Here is a 6923-nt window from a genome sequence, read left to right as displayed (position 1 = left end):
TCCTATTTGCCAAACAGTCAAGCTATTTATTTGGTCCAAGTGTAGGTTAGATTTTGCGTTTGCGTGGCGGTAATACCATTTGAGCTGACTGAAATAGTAGCGCTATATTTAATAACAACTTTATTCGCGCTACGCTCAACTTCCTCAAACGAATAATTACTAACGGTAACCCCGTCAACTTCAGTAATTTCTTTAAATTGAGTACCTATCTCATCGGTATTTGTTGGTGGCGTAGTGTTAGTAACTTTAACCTCTGGAATATCAACCGTCACCTCAACTGGCGTGGTCACCGTAGATGTACCAGTAATGACTAATGTCCAATCACCATCACCGCCTGAGCCGCCATCTATAATGATACCGTCATCTTCAAATGAAATGTTATCTGGCCACGAAAATTGTGCTAGATCAGGAATATTAACACCTGTTGGCAAGCTACCGTCTGCATTCAATGCAGCGTATAAGGCTTCATAACGCGTTTTTAATGTACTCAAGTATGCCGAAAAGTTCGAGGTTAAACCTGATGAATTAATAGATGCATTGATACCATCATAAAATTTTTCAATTTCTGCGCTAATATCAGCCTCTGAAGCAAAGGCCGCGTTCAGCATAGCTAACTGACTTTTAAAACTGGCGTTGCTATCACCACTTAACTCAGTCGCTAGTTTATTCGCATCTGGAATATTAATTTCAAATAAATTCGTCGCTGTACTCGAATTTAAACCAAAAGACTGCATTACTATCTCGGTTGCTTTTTCTTGCAGTGATTTTAACCCTTCAGGCGTCAGATTGGCGAAGTCACCCGCTTGTGCCATCACGACTTCTGTCGCCGCGGTCGTCAACGAATTCACCGGCAAATCAGAAACTTCTGTGTCACCTTGCTGTGCAACAAAATGTGACGTTAATTCTAAACCATCAAGCTCTGAGCCTGTCATTTCATCACCGCGGTTAACTGAGCCACATTTGTCAGCATCACACACCATTGTAGTATTTGCGTTCGAGGTCACTTTAACAACCACAGGCTTGTCGGCCGAATCACCTGAAATACTAATTTCAAACTCGCCGTTAGCATCCGTTGTCCCAGTGCCAATTGGTGTATTCATATTGGATGCATTGTACAAGCTCACATCCGCGTTAACTAAGGTCCCTTTTACAGCCTTACCTTGCACGCTAATATCTTGAACTTTGTCATCATCGTCATCACCAAAGCAACCAGCTAAACCGCTGAGCAGAAGTATCCCGCACGCTGCTTTTGCCATATTCCACGTTAATTTTGTACTCATTGTAATTTTCCTTCTCAATCTATTCATTAGACAACAGTAATTTGCAAATTAGCTCTACACAGAGAGCTACTTAAAATCTTAGCTGAGACATAGATTGATTGCGCCCCCCAAATTAGGGGGATGCTAGACAATTAAACAATATGGATAGTCTAAAATACTATAAAATGAAGGTAGGGAATGGTATAGATTATGCTCAAATATTAAGACAAATGACCGATTAAATTTCCCATGGAAAATCAATCCAAATATCTTGAGCGACTTGTTCTACACTATATTTAACGAGTTCAGCGCCCTGAGGTTTAGCATAAACGCATGCAAAATCAGCGCGAGGGTAAAACTGTTTTAAAAATTTTATCGTACAACCTGAATCCACCAAATCTTCCACAAATAACCAGCGCTGTGGCTCAATTAGCTCGCTTTCTAATAAATACGCGGGTTTAACTAACTGCAAGTCACCCTGCTGTTGTTGTTGATAGCTTTGAACGCCTATTGTCTCAATTAAACGTATATCTAAATCATTTGATAGAATGGCCGCAGGCACCAAACCACCGCGCGTTACTGCAACCAAACCATCATATTTTTCTAGTGGAATGATTTGTGCCAATCTTTTACAAGCTTTATGGAAAGTTTGCCAATCTAAAACTAATTTTTCTGTCATGTATCTAAGGCCTGTTGGTCTTTTTAATGATTAAAATTGCCTATTGCTGAAAAATAATACAAAGATCAATAGCCCCTATTAATTCTTTATATTAAATAATTCAATTTGTCCGTTTTGCTCTAGTACTCTAAGTTGTTGAGTCACGTCACTAAGTAAATGTTTATGCTTCTTGTGTAAATAATGATAAAGATAAAGATCCCGGTTAAAGTTCTTAAGAAATTTAAAGTGTTTCTTTTTTTCATCGGTTAACCACTGATGTGCTTGGGTCAAAGGCAAAAATATCACATCAACCCTTCCTAGCTCTAACATATCAAATAGCCTGTCATACTTTACCAATTTAGTCGCGGTTATATTGTGTTGTTTAACGTATCTTTCCTGATCAATGAACCCCAGTATGATACCAAAATGATAAGTCTTTAATTCTTCGATTGTCGTTGCTGATACATGATTACCAGCAAGCATGACCGACTTAATCGCACATAGAGGGACAGGTATTTTAATTAAATTTGGAAAGAGATGCTCAACGCCATCAACTCTGAGCATTTCACCATCAAATTTTCCACGATTACTGCTATCAATGGCTCGCCGGTTTGGTTGTACTAAGTATTCAACTTCTATTCCAAGATTCGCGTAAGCTCTATTCAACGCATTGATTGCACAATGATATTTAGGGCCTAATTCAGTTTGTAAAAAGGTAAACTTTTTATCTGCCTGTGCCGAGGGCACAAATGAAAACATAACAATTAACAGAATTAAACAAGCCTTGATAAACATATATTCGACCTAACAAAACTGACGTATTTACAAACAAAAAAGGCGCGACCATCAAGATCCCGCCTTTTAACCATAGCCAAAATGTTTACTAAATTCGACTATTAACCGGCAAATACTCGCGCATTACGGAACATACGAACCCAAGGGCTATCTTCTTTCCAGTCATCTGGATGCCATGAGTTACTTACAGTTCTAAATACACGCTCTGGGTGTGGCATCATAATAGTCACACGGCCATCTTTACTTGCTAGAGAAGTAATACCTGCTGGCGAACCATTTGGATTCGCTGGATATTGAGTGGTCGGCTGACCATAGTTATTTACATAACGCAGTGCAACTGTACCGCTATTTTCCGCAGCTTGTAATGCTGCATCGTTAGCAAATTCCGCACGACCTTCACCGTGAGAAACCGCAATTGCCATACGCGAACCTTCCATACCTTGGAAGAATACAGAGTTAGACTTTTGCACTTCAACCAAGCTGAAACGAGCTTCAAAACGTTCAGAAATGTTGCGTACAAAACGAGGCCAATGCTCAGTACCTGGAATTAACTCTTTTAAGGTACTTAACATCTGACAACCATTACACACACCTAATGCGAAGGTATTGTCACGCTCGAAGAATTGTTGGAATTGCTCACGTGCACGGTCATTAAATAAGATTGATTTAGCCCAACCTTCACCCGCACCTAACACGTCACCGTATGAGAAACCACCACAAGCGACTAAACCTGCAAATTGGTCTAATGAAATACGGCCAGCTAAAACGTCACTCATGTGTACGTCAATTGCTTCAAAACCTGCACGGTCAAATGCTGCTGCCATTTCAACATGAGAGTTCACACCTTGCTCACGTAAAATCGCCATCTTAGGGTTAACACCTTTAGCAATATAAGGCGCGGCAACATCTTCATTTAAATCAAAAGTTAATGAAGGCTGTAAACCTGGGTCTTTCGCGTCCGCTTTAGCATCAAACTCTTGTTTCGCACACTCAGGGTTATCACGTAACGCCTGCATTTGATAAGTTGTTTCCGCCCAAGCTAAACGCAAGTTTACGCGGCTATCCGCTAATACAGTTTCACCGTTAAAGCTAAACTCAACTTGGTCACTGTCGTTCAATGTACCAATATCTGTGCTTAGATCAGTTAGGTTGTGTTGAGCTAATACAGCTTCAACCGCAGACGCATCACTTGCTTTAACTTGAATAACCGCACCTAGCTCTTCAGCAAATAAGGTAGATAACGCATCTGCACCTAAGTTAGATACATCAACACTTACACCAGTCTTACCAGCGAATGCCATTTCAGTAACAGTTGTGAATAAACCACCGTCTGAACGGTCGTGGTAAGCTAACAATTTGCCATCTTCAATTAATGCTTGAATAGCATTGTAGAAGTTAGCCAATAATTCTGGTTTGTCTAAGTCAGGGCCTACAGAACCAAGTTGTTGGTAAACTTGTGCTAAACAAGACGCACCTAAACGGTTTTGTTTGTTACCTAAATCGATTGCGATTAAACGCGTTTCACCTTGATCAGTGCGTAACTGAGGCGTAACGGTTTTGCGCACATCTTCAGTGCGTGCAAACGAAGTAATAATTAACGACATTGGCGCTGTAACAGATTTGTCTTCACCGTTTTCATTCCACGCCGTTTTCATCGACATTGAATCTTTACCAACTGGAATGGTTAAACCAAGTGCTGGACATAACTCTTCACCCACGGCTTTAACTGCTTCGTATAAACCAGCGTCTTCACCCGGGTGACCCGCAGCCGACATCCAGTTAGCAGATAATTTAATGCGTTTTAATTCGCCAATGTTTGCTGCTGCAATATTGGTAATACTTTCAGCAACGGCCATACGCGCTGAAGCACCATAGTTAAGAAGTGCAAGTGGAGTACGCTCACCCATTGCCATAGCTTCACCGTGGTAGCTATCTAAAGATGCTGTGGTTACCGCAACGTTAGACACTGGTACCTGCCAAGGGCCAACCATTTGGTCACGCGCAACCATACCAGTAACCGAACGGTCACCAATTGTGATCAAGAAGGTTTTTTCAGCTATAGTCGGTAAACGTAATAAACGATAAGCCGCTTCTTTTACATCAACATCTAACGATAAATCTTCAGCAGCTAATTGAGCTGACTGAACATCACGATGCATTTTCGGCGCTTTGCCTAATAATACATCTAGTGGCAAATCGATAGGTTGGTTATCAAAATGACTATCGTTAAGGGTTAAATGACGCTCTTCAGTTGCTTCACCAATCACAGCATATAAGGCGCGCTCACGTTTACAAATTGCTGCGAAGATATCAATTTTTTCAGCAGGGATTGCTAATACATAACGCTCTTGTGACTCGTTACACCAAATTTCTAATGGTGACATGCCAGGTTCGTCGTTTAAAACATCGCGTAATTGGAATATACCACCACGCTCACCATCATTTACTAACTCAGGCATTGCATTAGATAAACCACCCGCGCCTACATCATGGATAAACGCGATTGGGTTGTCGTCACCCATTTGCCAACATTTGTCGATAACTTCCTGACAACGACGTTCCATTTCTGGGTTTTCACGTTGCACAGAAGCAAAATCTAAATCAGCACTTGATTGACCAGAAGCCATAGATGATGCAGCACCACCACCTAAACCTATGTTCATTGCAGGACCACCAAGTACAACTAACTTAGCGCCAACAGGGATAATGCCTTTTTGTACATGATCGGTACGGATATTACCTAAACCACCCGCCAACATAATTGGTTTGTGATAACCACGAACTTCTTTGCCATTAAAGCTAGATACTTCAGCTTCGTAGGTACGGAAATAACCTAATAGTGCAGGACGACCAAACTCATTGTTAAATGCTGCGCCACCTAATGGGCCCTCAAGCATGATTTCTAATGCGTTAACAATGCGCTCTGGTTTACCGTAGTTAATTTCCCAAGGTTGAGTGAAATCAGGAATATTTAAGTTAGAAACGGTAAAACCAACTAGACCCGCTTTTGGCTTAGAACCTCGACCCGTTGCACCTTCGTCACGAATTTCACCACCAGAGCCAGTTGCCGCACCTGGGTATGGAGAAATTGCAGTTGGGTGATTGTGAGTTTCAACCTTCATCAAAATTTCGATATTTTCTTGATGATAGTTATAAATGCCAGTATCCGCATCGGCGAAGAAACGACCACCAAATGAACCGTCCATTACAGCTGCGTTATCTTTATATGCAGACTGAACATACTCAGGTGTCGTTTCAAAAGTGTTCTTGATCATTTTGAACAATGATTTAGGTTGTGCCACCCCATCAATTGTCCAATCAGCATTGAATATTTTATGACGGCAATGCTCAGAGTTCGCTTGCGCGAACATATATAATTCAATGTCGTTCGGGTTACGCCCCAGCTTTTGGAAGTTTTCAACTAAATAGTCAATTTCATCTTCCGCTAACGCCAAGCCCATTTCAACATTTGCAGTGGCTAAAGCTTCGCGGCCACCGGCTAAAATATCAACCGAACGATGCGGCGCTGGTTGCGCTTTTTCAAACAATGCATTTGCTTGGTCAAATTCAGCAAATACAGTTTCCATCATACGATCGTGTAATAAATCTTTTAGTACATCAAGTTGCTCAGCGGTTAACGCATCAGCACCCTCAACATAATAAGCGATGCCACGCTCAATGCGTTTAACTTTGTCTAAACCGCAGTTATTGGCAATATCCGTTGCTTTAGAGGCCCAAGGTGAAATCGTACCTGGACGCGGTGTTACCAACAATAACGTGCCAGCTGGCTCATGCTCTTCAATCGTTGGGCCATACTTTAATAAACGCGATAACTTTTGATGTTCATCGTCGGTCAACGGAGCAGAAACGTCAGCAAAGTGCATAAATTCTGCGTAAATATTGGTAATAGCGAGTGTGTTTTGTTCGCAACTGGCAAGCAGTTTTTTAACGCGAAAATCAGACAATGCGGGAGCGCCACGCAAGATTTCCATAAGCAGTTTCACCTGAAAAATATGTCGATGGGATGTAAAGGCGCACATTATACCCAAGAAACATCAAAATACCAGTTTCACGGCGATTCGGACAAGCGTGTCGAATCAAAGGAATAACAGCAAGTTGTAAGCTTTGATTGACCAGTTAAACTAGATTCAGCTACTCTTATCACTAAACCTAATAAATTTATAAAAATAAACTTTGCAAAACCAAGCAGT

The 6923-nt window shown here is 41.2% G+C and carries 4 protein-coding genes; all 4 read right to left on the bottom strand.

The window, feature by feature from the left end; genetic code table 11:
- Positions 1 to 26: 26 nt before the first annotated feature.
- The 4 genes from DS2_RS10745 to purL all read right to left on the bottom strand — a co-directional run bounded on the left by DS2_RS10745 (position 27) and on the right by purL (position 6704).
- Entirely contained in the window at positions 27 to 1280 is a 1254-nt protein-coding gene (locus tag DS2_RS10745; protein WP_035014766.1) for a hypothetical protein, read from the bottom strand.
- A 217-nt stretch (positions 1281 to 1497) separates the two neighbouring features.
- Entirely contained in the window at positions 1498 to 1938 is a 441-nt protein-coding gene (gene gpt / locus DS2_RS10740) for a xanthine phosphoribosyltransferase (protein WP_035014765.1), read from the bottom strand.
- Between the two features lie 78 nt (positions 1939 to 2016).
- Positions 2017 to 2712, bottom strand: a complete 696-nt coding sequence (locus DS2_RS10735) for a transporter substrate-binding domain-containing protein (RefSeq protein WP_035014764.1) — start codon at positions 2710 to 2712, stop codon at positions 2017 to 2019.
- 101 nt (positions 2713 to 2813) lie between these two features.
- Positions 2814 to 6704 (bottom strand): phosphoribosylformylglycinamidine synthase, encoded by a 3891-nt coding sequence (purL, locus tag DS2_RS10730; protein WP_035014763.1) that lies wholly within the window; start codon positions 6702 to 6704, stop codon positions 2814 to 2816.
- Between the last annotated feature and the right edge of the window lie 219 nt (positions 6705 to 6923).

Source organism: Catenovulum agarivorans DS-2 (genome assembly GCF_000568405.1).
Classification (GTDB): Bacteria; Pseudomonadota; Gammaproteobacteria; order Enterobacterales; family Alteromonadaceae; genus Catenovulum; species Catenovulum agarivorans_A.
This window is presented reverse-complemented; position numbering and strand designations above follow the sequence as displayed.

What these genes read in the sequence shown, in the direction of transcription:
- DS2_RS10745 (WP_035014766.1), bottom strand. Translation starts at nt 1,280, where the DNA reads ATGAGTACAAAATTAACGTGGAATATGGCAAAAGCAGCGTGCGGGATA.
- gpt (WP_035014765.1), bottom strand. Translation starts at nt 1,938, where the DNA reads ATGACAGAAAAATTAGTTTTAGATTGGCAAACTTTCCATAAAGCTTGT.
- DS2_RS10735 (WP_035014764.1), bottom strand. Translation starts at nt 2,712, where the DNA reads ATGTTTATCAAGGCTTGTTTAATTCTGTTAATTGTTATGTTTTCATTT.
- purL (WP_035014763.1), bottom strand. Translation starts at nt 6,704, where the DNA reads ATGGAAATCTTGCGTGGCGCTCCCGCATTGTCTGATTTTCGCGTTAAA.